Annotated in this window: 16 protein-coding genes; 7 read left to right on the top strand and 9 right to left on the bottom strand. The window is 36.8% G+C overall.

The features are described from left to right. Positions 1-11: 11 nt before the first annotated feature. The 4 genes from J2Y60_RS05120 to J2Y60_RS05105 all read right to left on the bottom strand — a co-directional run bounded on the left by J2Y60_RS05120 (position 12) and on the right by J2Y60_RS05105 (position 3566). Positions 12-983 (bottom strand): DUF4835 family protein, encoded by a 972-nt coding sequence (locus J2Y60_RS05120; protein ID WP_309914242.1) that lies wholly within the window; start codon positions 981-983, stop codon positions 12-14. Between the two features lie 7 nt (positions 984-990). Continuing rightward, positions 991-2196, bottom strand: coding sequence for a bifunctional phosphopantothenoylcysteine decarboxylase/phosphopantothenate--cysteine ligase CoaBC (gene coaBC, locus J2Y60_RS05115; protein WP_309914239.1), 1206 nt, complete (start codon positions 2194-2196; stop codon positions 991-993). Between the two features lie 98 nt (positions 2197-2294). Next, positions 2295-2618 carry a DNA-directed RNA polymerase subunit omega gene (locus J2Y60_RS05110; protein ID WP_309914236.1) on the bottom strand — a complete coding sequence of 108 codons (324 nt, stop codon included), beginning with the start codon at positions 2616-2618 and terminating at the stop codon, positions 2295-2297. Positions 2619-2669: 51 nt separating this feature from the next. Continuing rightward, the gene (locus tag J2Y60_RS05105; RefSeq protein WP_309914233.1) at positions 2670-3566 is read right to left on the bottom strand and encodes an outer membrane protein assembly factor BamD; all 897 of its coding nucleotides are present in this window, start codon (positions 3564-3566) and stop codon (positions 2670-2672) included. Positions 3567-4002: 436 nt separating this feature from the next. Between J2Y60_RS05105 and J2Y60_RS05100 the strand changes: the two genes are divergently transcribed. Then, positions 4003-7062: a PVC-type heme-binding CxxCH protein gene (locus tag J2Y60_RS05100; protein ID WP_309914230.1), complete on the top strand. Its 3060-nt coding sequence runs from the start codon at positions 4003-4005 to the stop codon at positions 7060-7062. 254 nt (positions 7063-7316) lie between these two features. Here J2Y60_RS05100 and J2Y60_RS05095 read toward each other — a convergent pair whose 3' ends face one another. Next, the gene (locus J2Y60_RS05095) at positions 7317-10172 is read right to left on the bottom strand and encodes a gliding motility-associated C-terminal domain-containing protein (protein ID WP_309914228.1); all 2856 of its coding nucleotides are present in this window, start codon (positions 10170-10172) and stop codon (positions 7317-7319) included. A gap of 391 nt (positions 10173-10563) precedes the next feature. On the opposite strand from J2Y60_RS05095, the gene J2Y60_RS05090 reads away from it, so the two are divergent. The 4 genes from J2Y60_RS05090 (at position 10564) to J2Y60_RS05075 (ending at position 14625) form a co-directional block, all read left to right on the top strand. Next, a complete protein-coding gene (locus J2Y60_RS05090) occupies positions 10564-11235 on the top strand; it encodes a succinate dehydrogenase cytochrome b subunit (protein WP_309914225.1) in 672 nt (223 codons plus the stop codon). Positions 11236-11329: 94 nt separating this feature from the next. Next, positions 11330-13312 (top strand): fumarate reductase/succinate dehydrogenase flavoprotein subunit, encoded by a 1983-nt coding sequence (locus tag J2Y60_RS05085; protein ID WP_309914222.1) that lies wholly within the window; start codon positions 11330-11332, stop codon positions 13310-13312. Between the two features lie 123 nt (positions 13313-13435). After that, positions 13436-13795, top strand: coding sequence for a four helix bundle protein (locus tag J2Y60_RS05080; RefSeq protein WP_309914213.1), 360 nt, complete (start codon positions 13436-13438; stop codon positions 13793-13795). An 83-nt stretch (positions 13796-13878) separates the two neighbouring features. After that, positions 13879-14625, top strand: a complete 747-nt coding sequence (locus J2Y60_RS05075) for a succinate dehydrogenase/fumarate reductase iron-sulfur subunit (RefSeq protein WP_309914681.1) — start codon at positions 13879-13881, stop codon at positions 14623-14625. Positions 14626-14728: 103 nt separating this feature from the next. Here the strand turns inward: J2Y60_RS05075 and J2Y60_RS05070 are convergent, their stop codons facing one another. Then, on the bottom strand, positions 14729-15682 hold the full coding sequence (locus tag J2Y60_RS05070; RefSeq protein WP_309914210.1) for a polysaccharide deacetylase family protein: 954 nt from the start codon (positions 15680-15682) through the stop codon (positions 14729-14731). Between the two features lie 2 nt (positions 15683-15684). Next, positions 15685-16086 carry a DoxX family membrane protein gene (locus J2Y60_RS05065; RefSeq protein ID WP_309914206.1) on the bottom strand — a complete coding sequence of 134 codons (402 nt, stop codon included), beginning with the start codon at positions 16084-16086 and terminating at the stop codon, positions 15685-15687. A 16-nt stretch (positions 16087-16102) separates the two neighbouring features. On the opposite strand from J2Y60_RS05065, the gene J2Y60_RS05060 reads away from it, so the two are divergent. Further along, entirely contained in the window at positions 16103-17014 is a 912-nt protein-coding gene (locus tag J2Y60_RS05060; protein ID WP_309914204.1) for an AraC family transcriptional regulator, read from the top strand. Here the strand turns inward: J2Y60_RS05060 and J2Y60_RS05055 are convergent. Beyond that, positions 17007-17927: a helix-turn-helix transcriptional regulator gene (locus J2Y60_RS05055; RefSeq protein ID WP_309914202.1), complete on the bottom strand. Its 921-nt coding sequence runs from the start codon at positions 17925-17927 to the stop codon at positions 17007-17009. The two genes, J2Y60_RS05060 and J2Y60_RS05055, sit on opposite strands and share 8 nt — an antisense overlap. Before the next feature lie 77 nt (positions 17928-18004). Then, complete coding sequence (locus J2Y60_RS05050) at positions 18005-19012, bottom strand: aldo/keto reductase (RefSeq protein WP_309914199.1); 1008 nt, start codon at positions 19010-19012, stop codon at positions 18005-18007. 217 nt (positions 19013-19229) lie between these two features. Here J2Y60_RS05050 and J2Y60_RS05045 point away from each other — a divergent pair, with 217 nt between their 5' ends. Next, complete coding sequence (locus J2Y60_RS05045; RefSeq protein WP_309914197.1) at positions 19230-21668, top strand: glycosyl hydrolase 115 family protein; 2439 nt, start codon at positions 19230-19232, stop codon at positions 21666-21668. The last annotated feature ends 177 nt before the right edge of the window (positions 21669-21845 follow it).

The raw sequence follows: 21845 nt of genomic DNA, 5'->3' as shown, positions 1-21845 counted from the left end.
GTCCTTCTATATTATTTACTCAGTTTTCTGTATGCTTCAGAATTATTAGGATCAAGCGAAGTAAGCAATGGCACTATCTTTTTCCTTTCATCAAGCGGTGCATCGCCATAGATATTCAATAATTCCGTAGATTTTGCTTCAAAGAAAAGACGATACCAAATTTGTCCAGGTCGGTTTTGAATTACCTGCTTAATGGTATTCAAGTATTCCGTTATTTGTTTTCTACTAGCTGCTGGGTCAGTAGCATAATTATCCATCGCAATGCGATGATAAGTATAGAAGCCCTCACGTAGGCTTTGTAGCTGTTGATTCAACAGATTTTCGGCCACCCAATATCTACTACGAATATCATTTGAAGACGACCAACCTCCACCTGCATTTTGAGCTAAATTCACTACGTTCAATGCTTTCTGAGCGGCATTAATACCTCCCATTTTTTCAAAGGAATCATAATCATAAGCCAAAGCTATGTAGGCATAAAAGGCTAATATCTGCGTTAGGTTGTCGTTATAATTATTATCATTATAAGTAAGGGGCGTGCCTGAGATATATTTGAATACGAAATTTCTATCTACATAATTTAAAATGACAGTTTCATAAGCAGAACCATATACGGGACGAGTAACCTGAAAACGAGCGTTGGCTTCATAGTCTCCAGTGGCAGTAGCTTTAGTAATAATCAAGGCTAATGAACAATTGATTTTCTCTTCAGGTGCAAAGTTATCATTTGTCCAACGACGGTTGTTCATAAATTCTTGCATGACATTCTGCAATTCTGTATAAATCTGTGTAGCACCACGCTGTTCATTTACCTGTATTTGGTCTGTAGAAATCGTTACTCTACAATTAATCTCTTGGGCTTGTAGGGGCTGTGACAAAGCCAATACTCCCATTATAGCCATCACCCAACAAAGTGTATATTTATAAAAAGTATAATATGTAATGCTATTTTTCATCAATGCTATTTTTCGAAATTGATTCATTTACTTTCTATTCACTCATCATGGTATTAATGATGGTGTCTATAATGTCCTGAGCTACATCTTGTTTTGATTTCAAATCAAACTCAATGATGCTATCATCTTTTTTGATAATGCTTACTTTATTAGTATCGTGCCCAAAGCCCGCACCAGCATCTTGTAAGGAATTCAGGACAATCATATCAAGATTTTTAGACTTGATTTTCCCTTTTGCATTGTCAACTTCGTTATCCGTCTCCAAGGCAAAGCCAATCATCAATTGGTCTGAACGTTTTTGTTTCCCCAAAGTTTTGGCAATATCAGTCGTCTTGATAAGCTCTATACTAAACGTATCTTCTTTCTTTTTTATTTTCTTATCTGCCACCATCGCAGGGGTATAGTCGGCTACGGCTGCGGCCAGAATAATAATATCTGCTACCTCAAAATTTGCTTGCGTAGCAATATACATTTCTTGGGCTGAATGTACTTTTATTAAATTGATGCTTTCATCTGGTTTTTTCAAAGCCACTTGTCCGCTTACTAGCGTTACTTTTGCACCCGCTTTGGCTAGTTTGTTCGCAAGGGCATAGCCCATTTTTCCAGTAGAATGATTACTGATAAAACGAACAGGATCGATGGATTCTTGGGTTGGTCCTGCGGTAATCAGTATATTTTTGTTGGCTAATACAGGATTGATCGAAAAATGTTTTTGCAGGACTTCCAGTAATTCTTCGGGTTCGGCCATACGCCCATCTCCTACTAAGCCACTGGCTAATTCGCCATAGCCTGCCTTGATGATGTGGTTTCCATATTCTGTCAGCTTTGCAAGGTTTAATACAGTACTCGGATGTTTGTACATATCCAAGTCCATAGCAGGAGCAAAATATACTTCACATTTAGCCGAAAGATAAACGGCAGTCAGCAAATCATCGCAAATGCCATTCGCACATTTAGCCAATGTGTGGGCTGTTGCGGGGGCAATCAGCATCACGTCGGCCCATAAGCCTAAATCAACATGATTATTCCATTGCCCAGTTTCATCTTTTACAAAAGCCGACAAAACTGGATTTTTTGAGAGTGTCGATAATGTAAGTGGTGTAATAAATTCTTTAGAGACCTCTGTCATTACAATCTTTACCTCTGCCCCTTCTTTCACCAAAAGCCTAGTGAGTATCGCAATTTTATAAGCAGCAATGCTACCCGAAACACCTAATAATATTTTCTTGCTTTTAAGCATCTTATTCAACACTGGTTTATGGATACAAACTTAATCAAAATCAAAAAGGTCAAATGTAAAACATCTGACCTTTTTGATTAATAATTGATAGAAAGTTCCTAGTCTTCCGATTTATCATCGTTTTTCGGCAAAGTGAAAGTAAATTTATCTTCCATAAATTCGTCGATAGCTAATGAAGTTGGCTTTGGCAAACGCTCATAGAATTTTGAAATTTCAATTTGCTCACGATTTTCAAAAATTTCTTCTAAGTTATCTACAGAAGAAGCAAACTCTGATAATTTATTGTTCAATTCTTCTTTAGACTTCAAAGCAATTTGTCTTGCACGTTTCGAGATGATTGCTACGGCTTCATACGTATTTCCTCCTGCTTTAATAGCGAGTTTATCTACGTCTCTGGTAATGATTGATGGATTCGTTGCCATATCTTTGGTTGTTCTACTGTTTCTTGTTAAATGTTTTTACTAAAATACTGATTACTTCTGTTTGTCGCCAGCACCCACTTTAGACGTATTAGATTTCTCTTTGTCTCTAGCGGCTTTGTACTCTGCTTCAAGTTTTGCAATTCTGTCACTTTCTTTAAAGCTAATGTCATATAATTTCTCAGCTTTTTTCAAGAAGTCACTCTTAGGATATTTATCCACTAAATCTTGATAATACTTAATAGCATCATCAAAACGTTCTTTTTGTTTACTTTCAATGGTACTTTGAGCCAAATCAAATTGTGATTGAACTTTTAAGAAGGCTAACTCTTCGTTATAATCTGAATCGGGATAATCTTTCTGAAAATTATTGATTTCAATGACAGCAGATTTCAAAGTAGCAATATTGAATTCACTGGTTTTATAATAGAGCTTTACTTTTTCGTAAGACTTCTTCTCTAATTTCTTTCTTAGCTCCTTAATCAAATCAGACGTTTCTTCTCTAAACTTACTGTCCGAATAGTTATTAATGAAATTTTGGAGTTCATTAATCGCCGTAATCGTCCCACTTTGGTCAAGATTGAACTGCGGAGAATTTTTATATAATGAATAAGCAGACATATATACTGCTTCCTCATAATATTCACTTCTCGCAAATGTTTCAGCAAAACGTTTGAAATGGAAATTTGCCATTTCATAATTGCCAGTGTGATAATCGCAATAAGCTTGATAAAACGTAGCGATTTCCTGTTGGTCTGTTCCCGTTAAAATTGGCAACAATTCCTCAAAGAGTATGCTTGCTTTGTCGTATTGACCTTTCTTGAAAAAACGAATAGCTGCGTCATACTTTTTCTTCTCATCAGTCATCTTTCTGATTTTTTCGAAATTGCTACACGCACTGAGGGTCAAAGCAAACAGTATAAATAATAAAAATTTGTGAGTTCTCTGCATAAGTTCGCAAAGTTAAGTAATTTTTGGGAGTTTGAAAATCAATACTTGTATTTGTTAATCAGAAATTAAGCAAAGTCAAATTTCGTCATTAAAAAGACCGTAACCATTAGTTTTCAATAAGTTTTAACGAATTTTAACAAATAATCTTATTCTGTTGGGCTAATAGATTTTATAAAATAGACTGTTTTGCCTTTTTTACATTGTTTATCGCTGTAATTTTTCCTGACTTAACTTTTTATTGATAAGTTGATAGGCTTTAAATATTCAGATACAGTTCTATAGAGTTCTCTTTTTTTTTAACGCCTTCCCTACAAGAAAGTACAAGTTTATATCACTAATTTAATATTTTCGGGTTTATCAATCAGTACAAATCACGATAATATTGCTTTTAAGTGAAAAGTATTTTTGAAACTATTGTTCATAAACCATATTTTCCATGTCAAATAAATTATCCACTAAACTTCGTTTTGGAATCCCAACAGTTTTGCTCGGTGGTGCATTGCTCACCACTGCATATCAAAACTCCCCTTCCAGTCGCTTTATTAATCATTATGTAGATTCAGTATTGACAGAAGCTCAAAAAAGATTACCTGATAATTCGCTGGAAGGTGTAAAGATGACAGATGGATTAACAGTAAAAACTTTTGCGACTGAGCCGATGTTGATAAACCCCACAGATATTGATGTGGATGCGAAAGGAAGAGTTTGGGTATTAGAGGCTTATAACTATCGCCCTAATATCACTTTAAACCCAACCAAAAAAGAAGGAGATAGAATAGTTATTCTGGAAGATAAAGATGGAGACGGCAAAGCAGACGGCAGTAAGGTATTCTATCAGGATGCCTCCTTGAATGCTCCTCTGGGCATTGCAGTATTAGGAAATGTAGTATTGGTTTCACAAAGCCCTTATGTTTGGAAATTAACTGATACTGATGGTGATGACAAAGCTGATAAAAAAGAAATTTTGTTTCAAGGCATCGGTGGCGAACAACACGACCACGGTATGCATACGTTTGTTTTTGGACCAGATGGTAAGCTTTATTTCAACTTCGGAAACGAGGGTCGTCAGTTAAAAGATGCGAACGGTAATATTGTGAAAGACCAATTTGGCAAAGAGATTTCGCCTAAAAACTACCAAGAGGGCATGGTATTCCGTTGTAATTTAGACGGTTCGGAAGTAGAATGTTTAGGACAAAATTTCAGAAATAACTATGAGGTAGCGATTGATTCTTACGGTACAATGTGGCAATCGGATAATGATGATGATGGCAACAAAGGGGTAAGAATTAATTATGTAATGGAATATGGCGATTTTGGGTATAAAGATGCCATGACGCACGCTTCATGGCCAAGTAATCGTACAAATATTGAAGAAGAAATACCAAGACGCCACTGGCATTTAAATGACCCCGGAACCGTACCAAACCTTTTACAAACAGGTTCGGGCTCACCAACGGGTATGATTGTGTATGAGGGCAATTTATTACCAAGTGCTTTTCAAGGGCAGATGATTCACTGCGAACCGGGACATAATGTGGTGCGTTCGTATCCAGTTCAAAAATCAGGTGCTGGCTATACTGCTGACATTGTGAATATCATGAAACAGGAAAAAGACCAATGGTTTCGTCCTGCTGATGTTTGTGTAGCTCCTGATGGTTCGTTAATCGTAGCCGACTGGTATGACCCAGGCGTGGGAGGACACCAAGCAGGTGACCAAACACGTGGAAGGATTTACAGAATTGCCCCTAGCAATACGCCTTATAGCGTTCCAAGTTTAGATTTATCAACTCCTACTGGTGCTATTACGGCCTTAACAAGTCCTAATATTGCTACGAGGTATTTGGCATGGGAAGCCCTGACTAAATTTGGCAAAAGTGCTGAACCCGAATTATTGAAACTGTGGGCATCAGATTACCAAAGAATGAAAGCACGTGCTTTCTGGGCTTTGTGTAAAATTGTTGATGGTAAAAAATATGTAGAAATTGCTTTAGCAGATGCGAATCCAGATATTAAAATAGCAGGCTTGAGGGCAGCACGCCAGTTGAAACTAAATGTGATTGAGTACGTAAAACAATTGGCAACTAGCAACGACCCACAAATTTTGAGAGAATGTGCCATTGCACTACATGGCAATACTTCTGCTGAAGTTCCTACTATTTGGGCAGACTTAGCATCAAAGTATGATGGTAAAGACCGTTGGTATCTTGAAGCATTAGGCATTGGTGCAGACAATAATTGGAATGCTTGCTTTGCAGCTTACCTCAAAAAAACACCAGACCCAACGTTAACCCTAGCGGGAAAAGACATTGTTTGGCGTGCTAGAACAACGGAATCTGTAAAGTTTTTGGCTAGCTTGGCAACCGATAGTCATATCAGCTTAAAAGAACGGTTACGTTATTTCAGGGCTTTTGATTTTATCAAAGGCAAAGAGAAGTCTGAAACATTATTATCATTATTAAAAGGCAATGCTACAGACCAAAATGCCATTAATAAACTTGCATTAAACCATTTAGATGTAGACTTTGTAAGAACCTCTCCCCTAGCCAAACAATCGCTCAGTAAATTATTGAGTACCTTGAGCGGGAAAGAATACATAGAATTACAAACTAAATATTTGTTACCTGAGGAAAACTCACGCTTGTTAAGCATGGTCAGTAAAGGCGAAATGCCACGTCAGGCAGCAGAGGCTTTGATAAAATCACCAGAAGGATTAATCATGGTAAAACAAATCATCAATGACCCTAAAAAAGAAGTATTGGCACTTCAATTATTAAACGGCATTAAATCAAATGGTGGACAAGTATCGATAGACATTCTGAAGGGTTTGATGCTTAATAAAACACGTTCAGTGAGCATTCGTCGCGAAGCCACACGAGCTATTGGCGATAGCGACAGCGGACAAAATTTGATTTTAGCATATTTGAAAGAGGGTAAAATTGAGAAAGATTATATTCCTTTTGCCGTAGAGGGTGTTAGTAAGGCTTGGCGTAGAAATGTACGTATTGAAGCATCAAAATATTTAGGAGCATCAACAAGTACGGCTAAAAAACTACCTCCTGTAACAGAATTGGTTGCTTTAACGGGCGATGCTAAAAAGGGAGCTGCGGTGTTTGCTAGCAATTGTTCGGTATGTCATCAAGTAAATGGTGAGGGGATGGATTTTGGGCCAAAGCTTTCTGAAATTGGGTCAAAACTAGGGAAAGATGGTCAGTATTTTGCCATTATGTATCCAGATGCAGGTATTGGTTTTGGCTATGAAGGATGGGACATTAAAATGAAGGATGGCTCTACCATGAGCGGTATTATTGCTTCAAAAACTGAAACAGATATTAGTTTGAAAATGCCAGGAGGAATTGTTCAGAATATCAAAACCAGTGCTGTAAAATCAATGAAGATGATGAATAATTCAATGATGCCTACGGGATTGATGGACGGAATGAGCAAAGAAGAGGCAGTAGATTTAATTGAGTTCTTGACAAGCTTGAAGAAGAAGTAAAATAAAGCTGTGAGCTTAATAACTATGAGTTATGAGCTTATTACTGATTACACAAATTTTTATAAATTATTAACAATCAGACTCTTATCACTAGCGAAGAACTTAAGTCCCTCGCTAGTGATAAGGGCTTCACGTAGCATGAGGTCTTCAACGTTTGGTTGTAAAGGCAGTTGATGAGCTTTTGATAACCCACATAAAAAAGGCTTGAAGTTTTAAAACTTCAAGCCTTTTTTGATGCAATATATTTAATAATACTATCTCAATAACTCAATCCAACCTTTTAATTTAACCGTTGGATAACTAGGGTCTAACATCAAGAATTTCACTTCTGCATTATAGAAATAAGTTCCTACTGGCAATTCTTTTCCGTTAGTGTCAGTACCATTCCAAGCTAATTTTGGTCCAGCATATTCATATACTTTTTGTCCAGCACGATTATACACGCTAAACGTTAAGTTCTGAACAAATCGTGGGCATCTCATTGCTTGGAAAATATCGTTCTTGCCGTCGCCATTAGGTGTAAAGACATTTGGCAATTCAAAACTCGGACAGTTATCCTTGCAAACTTTATTACTTGGCGCACTTTCGGTACCATATTTATCTGTAGCAGTCACATAATAACAACCCAAATACGAATCATTTTTTATATGGGTAAACGTCTGAGCAGGCGGTGTTGGGCTAGTTACTTCACCAACTTTCGTGTAAGTGCCATCTGAACTTTCAGCATAATATATCGTGTATTTTACAATATCCTTCGTACAATCACTTCCAGAAGCAGATTTATCTGGATTAGTCCACGTCAATTTATTCTCGAATGATGTTAAATCACAATTGGTATTATCCTTTTTGTATTTATCACAATCAAGTAAATCAATGGTCAATTGTGGAGCACAAGGCACAATATCACTCAAAGGCGTTGCACAGATAATCTGCGAGAAGTTATAATAGATATCAGGTTTAATCCTTGCATCTCCGTAAGTACCTACTGTTTCTACTTTATAACAATAGCTAGAATCTTGCGACATTTTTGCAAGCGCTATTCCGTCGGCAGCATAAGTATCTGCCCCTGTATCAGTAAAGGCAAAAGTCCCTGCTGTAGTGACAGGCACATCAGCAATACGGTTAAATACGCCTGAACCCGAACGCGTTTCTCTATAAACTCGGTGAATTTGGTTTTCGTTTTTCCAAGGTACGATAGCTTGCCATGACAAACGAACTGACTTTTTATCTGGTGTTGCAGCCAAACGCACGCTACTTGCTTTATCTGTACTATCCAACAACGTTAAGCCTGTATTACTGGTATAATAAAATGCAATGCGATAGGTATAAGCATTAGCCGTTGTATTCAAGTTTTTATCTACAAAAATTGTATCAGCCTTACCCGACAAATCAGTATCGATATTTGGCGAAACTTGTACAAAGTTTGTTCCGTTCAATCCTGTTGCTCTTGACAAACGATATTGATATGGTCCTTTGAAAACATTTTTATCTAATCCAAGCGGGCGAGTCCATTTTATGGTCATCTCTCCAGTCGTAGCATCCGTTTTATCTACCGTTACGTTCGTCATGACAGACATCTGTATTGGCAAGTTCGTACAAGCTTGGTCAGAAACAATGCTTTCAGCTTTGTTAATTCCATTCGTAAACTCAACTACTGTTCTATAGCTATAATCAGTATTTCGTTTTAAGTTTTTATCAACATAACTTGTTGCAGATACAGGCACTCTAGCTACTTCTACATATCCTAAATTAGCTGGCAAACCTGTACTACATGTAGTAGGAGTATAATTAGTACAACCCTCTTTACGATAGATAACAATTTCTGATCCTGCATTTTGACAAGTGTAACTATCCCAAGTTAATGTGATTGTTTTATTGGCAGCATCGCCAGTTGCTTTCAGGTTTTTAATTCTTGGCGCTACTATCCTAATCTTCCATATTTTACTATCTACCAAGCTAGGAATAAGCCCACTCCGTGGTAAATCCTGTGCTTTAAAGAGAATATCATAAGGTTCTTGACGAATATGATTACAACCCGTTTGCCATACAAATCTACCAGAAGCTGGCGATGCTTGATTAGCAGTTGAAGTAAACGTAGCATATTGTGGCCCAATAAAAGTAGTACCATCTGGTAATCTATAAACAGCTCCTGTTGAGATGATTGTCATATTATCTACTCTTCCAGAGTTAGAAGGCGTATCAGTAGCAGTAATCGTTTGGCTAATTAATGTACCCGCCTCCACGCATATATCATCAGGTACTTTAATCACTGGAGGTTTGTTATCAGCATCTTTTACTTCAATTTGCATATCTCTTTCTGTAATAGAAATCAATACGCCATTTCGCCACTCTTCTACATAAAATGCACAGTTATACAATCCGATTTCTTGTGGTACATCCCAAATCAAATCGCCTGTTAAGGCATTAATCGTAAAGCTACTTGGTGTAGTAGCTACTTCATTAGGCTGGCGGAAACCCGGTACTGAATCTCCTTTTCTATCAGTACAGTTATCTTGATCACCTCTTCTACAAAAAGTAAGACGGTAGGCCAAACTATCACCATCTACATCAATGGCATTAGGGTTATGAATAAATTTTTGTCCGACAACGGCCGTTAAATCAACCGCAGGATTTAATAACACTGGCGTAGAGTTAAGTCCTAGCCCTGGGTTTACCTTAAAAATAGTTTCAACATAAAAGGCCACTGCATCAGATGCCCCACCGATGTTTCTAACGCCTTGGTTTCGGTTAGAAATCGCCACAGTTACTTTATAATCTGCCGCACCTGCATAGGTATAAATTGCTTTATAAATACCTTTCCCGATTCCGTTACCAATGTCTTCCCCATTACCACCACCGTTAATACGAGGAGCACGAATACTACCAATACCATCACCAAAACAAAAAGACGCATCACGTTGGTCTTGCCACGCCCTAAAGCCTGTGTTTAAGTCACAATAAATTGTTAGCGTAAACTCATAAGTAAAGGAAGTTGAAGAAATTCTTTTTACAGAAATTTCTCCGCCTCTCATGTGTGTTGCGAAAGACTCTGTAGTGGACAGTATCAGTAAAAGGCCTAATACAAAAAGGTAAAATTGTTTAAATCTCATAAAAATTTAGAATATAAAATTCGGATGATTTGCCTACAAGTTAAATATTATTTTTTTGGCTAACTAACGAAACAAAAAATCGAACATTAAGTTAAATTACAAGAGCCAACAGGAAGGCTCTTCAAAATTAATGTTTAACAATAAAAACAAGATCTAAGTCTTATTTTATTGTAAAAAAACGTAAAAACATTATAAATAATTGCTAAAAAGTGATAGATAATTTGATACACAATTGTTTGGGTCGTAGTTTTGGGGAGGATATTTAGTTTTAAAATACTAGATACTAATTATTCGTGACATTTATCCTTTCAAAGAATCAAATTCACCCATAGTTATTATCTACTCACCTAAAACTATTAACCATTTTAATGATAACTAAAACAATTAAAAGATGTCTTGGGTAACAAAAACACTAACGAGTTCACTGGGTAGAAAACTACTGATGGCCATTACGGGATTATCGTTGATAGGCTTTCTTGTGGTTCACTGTGGAATCAATGCATGTATTTTTTTAAACGACGGTGGCGAAACTTTCAATGAAGCAGCAGAATTTATGGCACACAACTGGCTAATTAGGACTGCTGAAGTAGGCTTAATGCTAGGCTTTATTATCCACATTGTGGATGGATTAATGCTCTGGAAAACAAATTCAGAGAAGCGTCCTGTAAAATATGCTGTCGTAAAAGGAGAAGCTAATTCTACATGGTACTCACGTTCTATGGGCCTTTTAGGTTCATTATTACTGATTTTCCTAATTATTCACCTTCGTCATTTTTGGGTAGTTAGCCGTTTTACTGATGAGATTACAAGTGGAAGAGAAACTCTTTTCGGTGAGATGAAGGAAGTTTTTGAAAACCCAATTGTTGTTGTTGTTTATGTGTTGGGTTGCATTTCTCTGGGCTACCATTTATTACATGGTTTCCAAAGTGCTTTTCAAACGATGGGATGGAATCACCCGAAATATACTCCATTTGTTAAGTCTTTGGGTACTTGGTTTTCGATTATCGTACCCATTATTTTCGCGGCAATGCCAATAGCAATGTATTTCGGATGGATTGCATAATGAAAAAATGTATTTGATATAAATATATACATTTCATTATATTCTTTCATCACTCCATCACACGATTCTCAATCATAATTCTTAATCAAAAATTATGTCAACTAAATTAGATGCTAAAATACCAGGAGGACTATTACCAGAAAAATGGACAAAGTTCCGTTCTACTGTACCCTTGGTAAACCCCGCAAATAAGCGGAATATTGAAATTATTGTTGTAGGAACTGGCTTAGCTGGTGCTTCTGCGGCAGCCTCTTTAGCTGAAATGGGATATAAAGTTAAGGCTTTCTGTTTCCAAGATTCTCCTCGCCGTGCACACTCAATCGCTGCACAAGGTGGGGTTAACGCTGCTAAAAATTACCAAAATGATGGTGACTCTGTTTACCGTCTTTTTTATGATACTATCAAAGGTGGTGACTACCGTGCTCGTGAAGCAAACGTTCACCGTTTGGCTGAAGTATCTGGTAACATCATTGACCAATGTGTGGCTCAGGGTGTTCCTTTTGCACGTGAATATGGTGGATTGTTGTCTAACCGTTCTTTCGGTGGTACACAAGTACAACGTACTTTTTATGCAGCAGGACAAACTGGTCAGCAATTATTGTTGGGTGCTTATTCTGCGTTACAACGTCAAGTTGGTTTAGGTAATGTAGAATTGTTTACTCGCCACGAAATGATGGACGTAGTAGTGATAGACGGCAAAGCGCGTGGTATCATTGCTCGTGATTTGATTTCTGGTAAATTAGAACGTCACTTTGGGCATGCTGTGTTGTTGGGTACGGGTGGATACGGAAACGTATTTTACTTATCTACTAATGCAATGGGGTCAAACGTAACGGCGGCTTGGAAAGCGCATAAAAAAGGTGCTTTCTTCGGAAACCCTTGTTATACACAAATTCACCCTACTTGTATTCCTGTTTCTGGCGACCACCAATCAAAGCTTACTTTGATGTCGGAATCGTTGCGTAACGATGGACGTATCTGGGTACCATTAAAACAAAATGATAATCGCCCAGCCGCTCAGATTCCAGAGGAGGAACGCGATTATTACTTAGAGCGTCGTTATCCTGCTTTCGGTAACTTAGTACCTCGTGATATTGCGTCGCGTGCGGCTAAAGAACGTTGCGACGAAGGTTATGGTGTGGGTGCTTCTAAAAAAGCGGTTTATCTTGACTTCGCTGCGGCTATCTTACGTTATGGACGTGGAGAGGCTACAAAAAAAGGGATGCACAATGCTACTACCGAAGAGTTGCAAACAATGGGTAAAGAGGTTGTGAAAGAGAAATACGGTAACTTGTTTGATATGTACAAGCAAATTACTGGTGAAGACCCTTACGAAGTGCCAATGCGTATTTATCCTGCGGTTCACTATACAATGGGTGGACTTTGGGTTGATTATAACTTAATGACTACAGTTCCAGGGCTTTATGCAATGGGTGAAGCCAACTTCTCTGACCACGGTGCTAACCGTTTGGGTGCATCTGCTTTGATGCAAGGCTTGGCTGATGGTTATTTCGTAATTCCTTATACTATCGGTGCTTATTTATCTGGGGATATTCGTACTAAAGCGATTCCAACAGATGCTCCTGAATTCGTTGCTGCTGAAAAGGCTGTTCAAGATACTATCGACAAGTTGATGTCTATCAAAGGGACTAAATCTGTTGATTATTTCCACAAGAAATTAGGTTTAATTATGTGGGATAAATGTGGGATGGCTCGTAACGAAAAAGGATTGAAAGAAGCTATCGCTGAAATTCAAGAAATCAAAAAACAATTCTGGTCGGATGTTCGTATTCCGGGCGATGCAGATGAATTTAACCCTGAATTAGAAAAAGCAACGCGCGTAGCCGACTTTATCGAACTAGGAGAATTGATGTGTATTGATGCCTTGAACCGTAACGAATCTTGTGGTGGTCACTTCCGTGAGGAATACCAAACAGAAGAAGGAGAAGCCCTTCGTGATGACGAGAACTACGCTTACGTAGCTGCTTGGGAATACAAAGGCGACTCTCAATTCGAACTACACAAAGAGGAATTGGTTTATGAGAATATTAAGATTGCTCAGAGAAGTTACAAATAATTTGAAAATTTGATGATTTGAAGATTTGAAAATGAAAGTTTTAGAAGTATAAGGCTAACAATTTGAAAGAGATGTTTTATTTTAGTATATCATAAAACACCTAAGATTAAAAACCTATACTTTATGCGAAACGACAAAGAAAATCTTATTGTAAGCAAAACACTTTTATTTTCAATACAAATCATCAAATTCAGTGAGATATTAGAAACCAATAGAAAATTTGTTATTGCCAAACAATTATTGAGAGCAGGAACATCTATTGGAGCAAATGTTTGGGAAGCTCAGAATTCAGAAAGTAAAGCAGACTTTATTCATAAGATAAAAATTGCTGCGAAAGAAGCCGACGAAGTAACATATTGGCTAAAACTTTGTGAGTTATCAGAATCCTACCCGCAACCAGAACAAATTATCATTGAAGAATTAACTCAGATTATTCGAATACTATCAAGAATAATTAGTAGCTCAAAAATGGATAAAAAATAATTTTTCATCTAAACATTATTTTTATCCATTTTCAAATCTTCAAATTTTCAAATCTTCAAATTGATTCAGAAATGGAAGGAAATATGAATTTGACGCTAAAAGTTTGGCGTCAGAAAAATGCAAATAGTGAAGGCAATTTTCAGCAATATGATGTGAAAGGCATCTCTGAAGATATGTCATTCTTAGAGATGTTCGATGTATTAAACGAACGTCTTATCACCGAAGGCGAATCTCCAGTAGCTTTCGACCACGACTGCCGTGAAGGTATCTGTGGTATGTGTTCAATGTACATCAATGGTCAACCACACGGGCCAAACAAAGGGGTTACAACTTGTCAGCTTCACATGAGAAGCTTCAAAGATGGTGATACTATCACCGTTGAACCTTGGAGAGCTAAGGCATTCCCAATCGTAAAAGATTTAGCTGTAAACCGTTCAGCTTTCGACCGCATCATTTCTGCAGGTGGATATATCTCGGTAAACACTGGTAATGCACAAGATGCAAACTCGTTACCAATTGCTAAACCAGATGCAGACGAAGCTTTCGCAGCAGCAGCTTGTATCGGTTGTGGTGCTTGTGTAGCTGCTTGTAAAAATGCTTCGGCAATGTTGTTTACATCAGCAAAAATTTCACAGTTGGCTTTACTTCCACAAGGACAAGCTGAACGTGCTATTCGTGCTGAAAACATGGTGGCTCAAATGGATGTCGAAGGCTTTGGTGCTTGTACTAACACAGGTGCTTGCGAAGCTGAATGTCCAAAAGGTATTTCACTAGAAAACATCGCTCGTATGAACCGCGAGTATTACGGAGCAGTACTTACTTCGAAATAAGCTTTCAGTGTTTAAATATCAAACCCCCATTTGCTAACTTAAATTTTGCAAATGGGGGTTTTTATGTAGAAGCACTCTAATACAATACATTAACAGGACGTTGCTATTCTCTGATAATTGTTTTATCTGATAATGCCATGTGGGCAATTTCATCTTTTCGTTTAAAAGAAACCCCATTATGCTTTTGCATATAGCGAATCAATTCATTAGTGGCTTTTACCATTTGAGGTGTCCCTCCGATTCGGTCATGAAAACTAATTGACATTTGTCGCCTTTTGAATTCAGCTTCCTCGTACAATTGATCAAACTCAAACTTTACTTGGTTCATAAACTGATCCACCGAAAAACTCTTCCCTTCTATCAGCAAAATATCATTATTACGTAAAGTATAGGGTACTACTACAAAATCTTTATGGTTTACTTGAATCACAAAAGGTTCGTCTCTGCTCAAGTCATCAATATGGTATTTAAACCCAAGCTCTTGCAGAATATTCAATGTATTTTCTCCTCTTCTCAACCAATTGGCATTATATCCAACAGGATTAAAACCTGTCACTTTTTTAATAGCATCTACCCCATCTTTAATAAACTTCTTCTCTTCCCCATAAGTCATATTATATTGCGAAGCCCAATTCATTCCATGTGCTGCTGCTTCATGGCCACGTTCTACAATTTCCTTTGCTAAATGTGGATTGTTGACTACAGCCGCACCTACCATATGCGAACTTACTTTAATGCCTAACTTATCCCAATTATCCAACATCCTAGGAATGCCCTCTTTATACCCATATTGATACCACGTATTGGCAGGTAAATCTCTATATCCTTTTTGTAGATTTTGTGGAAACGGACTTTCAGCATTTTCTGGCTGACCACCTGCCTCAAACTGCATTGAGACAGAGACTACTAACCTAGAACCATCTGCCCATTTTGTTTTTCCATTGGCTTTAACCTGACTATTGTATTCTTGATTAGAAGCTAACCCTGCATTACTTTGAAGCATCCCTGCTAAACCTAGCAAACTTCCTTGCTTGATAAAATTGCGTCTTTGATTCATTGCTAATTATTTTTAAAAAGAATGGTGTCTAATGCATACTCATTACTATTTATTACAAACTGTAACAAAACAGCAAAGAAAGCTGCATGAATTAACTGACTAGGAACGGCTTCCCAATTCTCGATTAAACAAGTACCTAAAATAAGCATGGTCATTAATACCCCTCCCGCTATCAAAGCGGTTTTGGTAAATAAACCCAAAAGCAATAAAGTACCAATGACAAACTCGGCTACAGGCAAAGCATAGCTAAAGGGTACTATCATAGGTTTTGGGAGTATGGCATTTTCGAAGCTTTTTACCATCCAGCCACTAAAGACCGCTAATTTTGGTAAACGTACTAGCCCATGCCCAAACATACTTGCTCCGATGGCAAGCCTCAATAAAAGAAAAGTTATTGTATTCATTTTTTATGTTATTTTAATGATACAAAACTCTAAAACTTCTCTATTTTCAAGCTGTACAATCATTGGTTTTGTTTGTACATTTACAGGCATGGAAAGAAAGCATTTATATCATCCTTTTGAAATTGATTTCTTGGAAACACAAGAATATGTGGCTAAAGAACACAAGAATAGCTTTTTTGAAATGGTATTTATCCTAGAAGGTGAAGGGATACAAACGATTAATAACCACAAATTGCCCTATAGTAACAATAAGCTATTTCTGATTTTTCCTGAAGATAAACATGGCTTCGAAGTACATAGCCCCACAAAGTTTTTCTTTATTCGTTTTAATGATAGCTATCTGAAAAGCCAGCGTAAAGAGTGGATTCATAAAGTAGAATACATTTTTCATAACCACAATCATTTGCCAGGTTGTATTCTAAAAAATGTAATAGACAAGCCTCTGATTCGTGCGTTGGTAGAAGCCTTAATGAACGAACGTACAAACCAATTTCCTCAACAAAACGAAGTGGTAGCTCAACTGGTTAATACCATTATAACAATAGCAGCAAGAAATATTACTTTGATGGATAAAGTAATATTAAAAAATACGAATCAAGAAGGAACTATCGCTTTAGTAAATTATATCCATCAGCATATTTATTCTCCTGATGAGTTAAGAGCAGAAAAAATGGCAGAACACTTCAATATTTCGCTTACTTATATCAGCGAATATTTCAAGAAACACGTTGGCGTTAATCTTCAACAATATATTACCGATTATAAAATTAAATTAATTGAAACCCGACTTCGCTTTACCGATATGCGAATCAATGAAATAGCCTATGAATTTGGCTTTACTGACGAAAGCCATTTGAACAGGATTTTCAAAAAATATAAAAGTAAAAGTCCTACAGAATTTCGGAAAACTAACCAAACCCTCAATTAAATGAATGCCTAAACTCTAGTGGAGAAACATTAGTTTTGTTTTTAAATAGTTTACTAAACGATTGTGGATGCTCGAACCCTAATTGATAGGCTATTTCGCTGACAGATAAAGAGGTTGTTGTCAATATCTCTTTTGCTTTTTCAATCAATTTAGTATGGATATGATGTTGGGTACTCTGCCCTGTTAAACTCCTAAGCATATCGCTTAAATAGTTGGCAGATACATTCAATTGTGCTGAAAGGTATTGAACCGTTGGTAAGCCTAATTGTTGATTTTTACCTGAATCAAAATAACTTGCCAGCAACTCATCTAGTTTTATTAAAAGTTCGTCATTGGCCGTTTTACGAGTAATAAACTGTCTATTATAATATCTATTGCAATAATTTAGCAATAGTTCGATATGAGAAACAATGACATCCTGACTAAACTTATCAATTACTGAACCGTATTCCAGTTCAATATTTTTAATGATAGTATCAAGCATAGCCTCCTCTTTTTCAGAGAGATGAAGTGCCTCGTTGACAGCATAAGAAAAAAAGCCATACTCTTTAATCGTCTTTTGTAAGGAATAATTACGGATAAAATCAGGATGGATAACCAACCACCAGCCTTTTAGAGCAATATCTTCCGTTACGACCGTTGAGATGACTTGCCCCGGAGAAAAGAACGTCATTAAGCCTTCATCAAAATCATAATAGTTTTGCCCATACTTTAGCTTGCCTGTAAAGTCCTTTTTGATACAAATAGAATAAAAGTTATAGATAACACTCTTCATATTATCATCAAAATGACAATTAATACTGTTCATGCTAATTACGCTCACCAAAGGATGTTCGGGCTTAGGTAAACCTAATAAGCGGTGCAATTCAGAAATTGAATTGATGATATATGGCTGATTGGTTTCTTTCTTCATTTTCATAATTGTTTCAAAAAAGATAAAATGGGGAAAGCCATTAAAAAGCCTAGACTTTCCCTAAAATTTGATACTTACTATCCAACCATCGACATTCCCCAAGCATCGTAACGGTCACCAGTTGATGTACCTAATGGAACGATACTCTCTAGTCTGTCTAATTCATCTTTGCTCAACTGAATATTGACTGTCTCGATATTTTGCTCAACATATTTCACTCGTTTTGTTCCAGGGATTGGTAAATGTCCTTTAGAGATAATCCAAGTAATTGCTAATTGAGATGGACTAATACCTTTTTCGTCGGCAATCTTTTTGATTTCACTCACCAATTCAAGGTTTTTATAGAAGTTTTCACCTTGAAAACGAGGGATACTTCTTCTAAAATCATCCGCAGGAAAATCATCTGGACTTTTAACATCTCCTGAAAGGAATCCTCTGCCTAAAGGAGAATAGGCTACAAAGCCAATATTTAATTCCTCTAATGTTCTTAAAATTCCTGCTTCTTCAACAGTCCTTTCAAATAAAGAATACTCTGTTTGTATGGCAGTTAATGGATGTACACTATGTGCTTTCTTGATGGTTTCAGAAGACACTTCCGAAAGTCCGATATAACCTACTTTGCCTTCTTTTACCAACTCAGCCATTGCCCCAACAGTATCTTCGATAGGTGTATTAGGGTCTAGTCTATGAAGATAATATAAGTCGATATAATCTGTTCCAAGGTTTTTCAACGAACGCTCAACGGCTTTTTTAACGTATTCAGGCTTACCATTGATTTGCCAAGTCAGTTGTTCATTGTCGTCAATTTCAAACCCAAATTTTGTAGCAATAATGTATTTATCTCTATTGCCTTTGATAGCCTTTGAAATCAGCCTTTCGTTTTGCAATGGGCCATACAAATCGGCCGTGTCTAGGAAGTTCCCTCCTAATTCTAATGAACGATGAATAGTAGCAATTGATTCAGCCTCATCAGCTTTTCCATAAATATCTGCTCCAGCTATTTGGGTCATACCCATACAACCTAAGCCAATTTTTGGCACTATTAATCCTTGATTCCCTAATGCAATTTTATTTAAACTGTCCATGATTTAATTTTTTAAATGAGTGTTTAGCTTTAACACGACAAAGGTCTATAAACACTCATTCAAAAAAGTAGCCAAATCCCTTGAAGTTGTATCCAAAATGAGGTAGACCTAGCTATCAATGATTATCTTTTAAACCTGTTACTGACCGACTAATTCAGTAGATTGTCCAGAGATTTAGCTTTACAAAGCATCACATCAATCCTTAAATGTTATTTATATGAAATTGAGACTGTCTTCTATTCTCCTACTATTTTCCGTTTTCAGTGGCTTTTCTCAGAAAAACAATTCATCATTTGAGTTTACACAAACCATCAATATTGTCTATTCTTCGCAAAACCCTTTAGTAAATACTACTGCTCAGTTATTTAAACAAGACATTGAACAGGTTTTTGGGGTAAAAGTAAATCTTAATCCTAAAAACGATAATCAGCATAATACTCAGATTATCCTAAGAATCGTTGGCGACAAAGCTCCTGTTGAATTGAAAAATTCACTAGCACAGAATGATAGAAAAATAGCAGGTCAATGGGAGGTATTTAGTTATAGCAACCAAAGTAAAGCGAAAAAACAAACGCTGATAATTACAGGTAGCAATGCCCGAGGATTGGCTTATGGTGTATTCGAGCTTTCTAAGAAATGGGGCGTAAATCCTTGGTATTTTTGGGCAGATGTACCGATTGCTAAATTAGCGAGTAAAAAAGTTATTATCAAAGACACTATCAGTGCAGAACCTTCGGTAAAATACCGTGGAATTTTCATCAATGATGAAGACTGGGGCTTACAACCTTGGGCTGCCAAAACATTTGACACCCAAACAAAAGATATAGGCCCTGCTACTTATGCCAAGGTTTTTGAATTATTACTCAGGCTAAAAGCCAATATCATTTGGCCAGCGATGCATCCTTCTACAAAAGCCTTCTATCATTTCGCTGAAAACAAAGAAATAGCTAAAAAGTATGGAATCGTTATGGGGACTTCTCATGCAGAACCAATGATGCGAAACAATGTAGATGAATGGATAGATAAAACCATGGGCGACTATAATTATTTCACCAACAAGGATAAAATTATTAACTATTGGGAAAGTAGGATTCAGGAAATAAAAGATTATGAAAATTTTTATACCCTAGGGATGCGTGGCAAGCATGACAGCGGTATGGAAGGGGTGAAAGATATTAACAAAGCTGTAGAAACAACCGAGGAAATTATAGGGATCCAAAGAGATTTGCTAAAGAAAAACCTCAACAAGCCATTGGAGGACATTCCCCAAACGATGACACTCTACAAAGAGGTATTGCATCTTTATGAAAATGGCATGAAAGTACCCGACGATATTACGCTAATGTGGCCTGATGATAACTATGGATATATTAAAAATTTAAGCAACGAAACCGAAAGAAAACGCAAAGGAGGCTCAGGAGTTTATTATCATATTTCATATTGGGGCAGACCACACGATTATCTTTGGCTAGGCACTACTCACCCTGCTTTGATTCATTTTGAAATGAATAAAGCTTATGAAATGGACGCTAGAAAGATATGGATAGTGAATGTCGGAGATATTAAATCCAACGAGTATGGTACACAACTATTCTTAGATATGGCTTATAATATGAAGCCTTTTCAGCAAGAAAAAAGTATTAAAGAACATTTGTGTAGCTGGACTTATTCATTGCTAAAAAGTACTAAACCTGCTGATTTACTGTGGCAATATTATCAATTGGCCTTTGTTCGTAAACCTGAATTTATGGGTTGGAGCCAAACTGAGCCTACAAGGGCAACACATCCAACGGATTTTAGCGCTACTGAAGTAGACCAAAGATTAAAGGATTATGTACAATTAGAAAAAGAAACGCTTGAAAATCGCCCTATTGATAAATCTTTGGTTGATGCTTATTTTCAGTTAGTTGAATATCCTATTTTGGCAGCTAGTGAGATGAATCAAAAATTCCTGTATTTGGATAAGTTTTATGAAAAACCTATTGAACAAAGAGATAATGCAGATGAAAATCTAAAGGCTTCGATAAAAAGTTATCAAGACATTCAAGAGTTGACAAGTTATTATAATAACCAATTATCTGGCGGGAAATGGAAATTCATGATGGATGCTTCACCCAGAAATTTGCCTGTATTTAATAGTCCAGAGAAGTTATTAAAAGTTGAACAGAAGAAGGCTGTTGTCTCACAAAATACTATAAAGATTCCTGCTGGAGACTTTATCTCAGTAAAACAAGGAGCAAAAGCATTTTGGAAAAAGATAGCTGAACCTAGTTTTTCAGGCTCATCAGTCGCAAGTTGTCCTTTTCAATTAGGTACATCGCTTGATAGCACCCATATCAGCGAGCTTCCTACGTTAACGTATCAATTCAATGTAAATGAAAAATCAGCGTTAAATTTAACCGTCGTAGCATTGCCTTTGCATCCCCTCCAGTTTGGTATAGGACAAAAAATAGGCATACAGATTGATGACCAAAAAGTACAATTTGTTAATTTTCAGACGTACGACAGAAGTGAAGAATGGAAACAAAATGTGTTAACGAATACCGCTAAAAGAATATTAAAAACAAAGGAATTAAGTTCGGGAGAACATACTTTGAAGATTTTTATGATTGATGCGGGTGTGGTACTTGATCACTTTTTGTTGAGTTTTAATTAATTTATCCATGTATTATTTAAAGCATCTTGTTAGCAAAGATAATTTCTTTGTTAACAAAATGCTGATGAGGTAGTTTATCTTTCTAAGGTAATAATTTACCTATTTGTCTCTCTCTACATCAATAATCGCCTTTAATATCACTCCTATACAGAATTTATCAGCCTTTTTGTTTTCTGT

It is taken from the genome of Arcicella sp. BE140 (genome assembly GCF_031456255.1).
GTDB lineage: Bacteria > Bacteroidota > Bacteroidia > Cytophagales > Spirosomataceae > Arcicella > Arcicella aquatica.
Note: the sequence above shows the minus strand (reverse complement) of the source record. Positions and strands in the feature narration are given on the sequence as shown.

Coding starts and splice junctions, on each gene's coding strand:
- J2Y60_RS05120 (WP_309914242.1), bottom strand. CDS start 983: ATGAATCAATTTCGAAAAATAGCATTGATGAAAAATAGCATTACATAT.
- coaBC (WP_309914239.1), bottom strand. CDS start 2,196: ATGCTTAAAAGCAAGAAAATATTATTAGGTGTTTCGGGTAGCATTGCT.
- J2Y60_RS05110 (WP_309914236.1), bottom strand. CDS start 2,618: ATGGCAACGAATCCATCAATCATTACCAGAGACGTAGATAAACTCGCT.
- J2Y60_RS05105 (WP_309914233.1), bottom strand. CDS start 3,566: ATGCAGAGAACTCACAAATTTTTATTATTTATACTGTTTGCTTTGACC.
- J2Y60_RS05100 (WP_309914230.1), top strand. CDS start 4,003: ATGTCAAATAAATTATCCACTAAACTTCGTTTTGGAATCCCAACAGTT.
- J2Y60_RS05095 (WP_309914228.1), bottom strand. CDS start 10,172: ATGAGATTTAAACAATTTTACCTTTTTGTATTAGGCCTTTTACTGATA.
- J2Y60_RS05090 (WP_309914225.1), top strand. CDS start 10,564: ATGTCTTGGGTAACAAAAACACTAACGAGTTCACTGGGTAGAAAACTA.
- J2Y60_RS05085 (WP_309914222.1), top strand. CDS start 11,330: ATGTCAACTAAATTAGATGCTAAAATACCAGGAGGACTATTACCAGAA.
- J2Y60_RS05080 (WP_309914213.1), top strand. CDS start 13,436: ATGCGAAACGACAAAGAAAATCTTATTGTAAGCAAAACACTTTTATTT.
- J2Y60_RS05075 (WP_309914681.1), top strand. CDS start 13,879: ATGAATTTGACGCTAAAAGTTTGGCGTCAGAAAAATGCAAATAGTGAA.
- J2Y60_RS05070 (WP_309914210.1), bottom strand. CDS start 15,682: ATGAATCAAAGACGCAATTTTATCAAGCAAGGAAGTTTGCTAGGTTTA.
- J2Y60_RS05065 (WP_309914206.1), bottom strand. CDS start 16,086: ATGAATACAATAACTTTTCTTTTATTGAGGCTTGCCATCGGAGCAAGT.
- J2Y60_RS05060 (WP_309914204.1), top strand. CDS start 16,103: ATGATACAAAACTCTAAAACTTCTCTATTTTCAAGCTGTACAATCATT.
- J2Y60_RS05055 (WP_309914202.1), bottom strand. CDS start 17,927: ATGAAGAAAGAAACCAATCAGCCATATATCATCAATTCAATTTCTGAA.
- J2Y60_RS05050 (WP_309914199.1), bottom strand. CDS start 19,012: ATGGACAGTTTAAATAAAATTGCATTAGGGAATCAAGGATTAATAGTG.
- J2Y60_RS05045 (WP_309914197.1), top strand. CDS start 19,230: ATGAAATTGAGACTGTCTTCTATTCTCCTACTATTTTCCGTTTTCAGT.